Source organism: Aeromonas sp. ZOR0002 (genome assembly GCF_963866995.1).
GTDB lineage: Bacteria > Pseudomonadota > Gammaproteobacteria > Enterobacterales > Aeromonadaceae > Aeromonas > Aeromonas caviae.
The window spans coordinates 40,447-42,247 of sequence record NZ_CAWMFQ010000146.1 but is presented as its reverse complement, the minus strand read 5'-3'; the positions used below and the strand labels follow the sequence as shown (position 1 = coordinate 42,247).

Sequence of the window (1,801 nt, the reverse complement as noted above, 5' to 3'; positions counted from 1 at the left end):
CCCGCTGCCCCCGCAGCCCCGGTGACGCCGCCCAAGGCGCCGGTGGCCGCCAAACCCGCGCCGGCAGAGCCCCCAGCGCCAGCCAAGGCCGCCCCTGCCAAGCAGGCCGCTCCCGCCGAGAGCAGCGCGGTACAGAGCGATACCACGGTGCGGGTGGATACCAAGACCCTGGACGTCATCATGAACATGGTGGGCGAACTGGTGCTGGTGAGAAACCGCCTGGTGAGCCTCGGCATCGCCAGCAATGACGAAGAGATGTCCAAGGCTGTCGCGAACCTCGACGTCGTGACTGCCGATCTGCAGGGCGCGGTCATGAAGACCCGCATGCAGCCTATCAAGAAAGTATTCGGCCGCTTCCCGCGCGTGGTGCGCGATCTGGCTCGTACCCTCAAGAAGGAGATCGAGCTGGTGATGGTGGGTGAGGACACGGATCTGGACAAGAACCTGGTGGAGGCCCTGGCCGACCCCCTGGTTCACCTGGTGCGCAACTCCTGCGACCATGGCGTCGAGATGCCGGACGTGCGCGAGAAGGCGGGCAAACCCCGTCAGGGTACCATCACCCTGAGCGCCTCCCAGCAAGGGGACCACATTCTGCTCTGCATCGAGGATGACGGCGCAGGGATGGACCCGGAGAAGCTCAAGTCCATCGCCATCAGCCGTGGTGTGCTCGATGCTGACAGCGCGGCGCGCATGAGCGACAACGATGCCTACAACCTGATCTTCGCCCCCGGCTTCTCCACCAAGTCGGAGATCTCCGACATCTCAGGCCGTGGAGTGGGCATGGACGTGGTGAAGACCAGCATCGTCAGCCTCAATGGCTCGGTGCACATCGATTCCACCTGGGGCAAGGGCACCCGTCTCGAGATCAAGGTTCCCCTGACCCTGGCCATTCTGCCGACCTTGATGGTGGAGGTGGGTCAGCAGACCTTCGCCCTGCCCCTCGGTTGCGTGAATGAAATTTTCCACCTGGATCTGAAAAAGGCCAACGTGGTGGATGGCCAGCTCACCATCATCGTCCGTGACAAGGCGATTCCGCTGTTCTACCTGCACAAGTGGCTGGTACGCGGTGCCGGCAAGACGGCCCGCCAGGACCAGGGCCACGTGGTCATCGTCCAGATCGGCACCCAGCAGGTCGGCTTCGTGGTAGACAACCTCATCGGTCAGGAAGAGGTGGTGATAAAGCCCCTGGACAACCTGCTGCAAGGAACCCCCGGCATGGCTGGCGCCACCATCACCAGCGACGGCGGCATCGCCCTCATTCTGGATGTGCCCAGCCTGCTCAAGGCCTATGCCCGTCGCCACTGAGCGCCAGGCTCAAGGAGTTAAAAGAATAACAATGGCAGTCAAGGTATTAGTGGTCGACGATTCGAGTTTCTTCCGCCGTCGGGTCAGCGAAATCATCAATCAGGATCCCCTGATGACGGTGATCGACACGGCTCAGAACGGGCGGGAGGCGGTAGACAAGGCGCAGCAGTTGCGGCCCGATGTCATTACCATGGACATTGAAATGCCGGTGCTCGACGGCATCAGCGCCGTGCGCGAGATCATGGCCAAGTGTCCGACCCCCATCCTGATGTTCTCCTCCCTGACTCACGAGGGAGCCAAGGCAACCCTGGATGCGCTGGATGCGGGCGCCCTCGATTTTCTGCCCAAGAAGTTTGAAGACATCGCCCGCGACAAGGACGAAGCCGTGAACCTGCTGCAGCAGCGGGTCAAGGAGATCGCTCGCAAACGCTTCCTGATGGCGACCCGGCCCCGTGCCCCCGAGCCTGCCGTACGGCCCGCCGTCACGGGGACCCTG

The 1,801-nt window shown here is 63.0% G+C and carries 2 protein-coding genes; both read left to right on the top strand.

Features of this window, described 5'->3' with window-relative positions; translation table 11 throughout:
• On the top strand, positions 1-1,305 hold a 1,305-nt coding region (locus tag AACR77_RS08960), incomplete at its 5' end, for a chemotaxis protein CheA (RefSeq protein WP_042880912.1).
• A 31-nt stretch (positions 1,306-1,336) separates the two neighbouring features.
• A partial coding sequence (locus AACR77_RS08955) for a response regulator (protein ID WP_042880905.1) occupies positions 1,337-1,801 on the top strand: 465 nt, incomplete at its 3' end.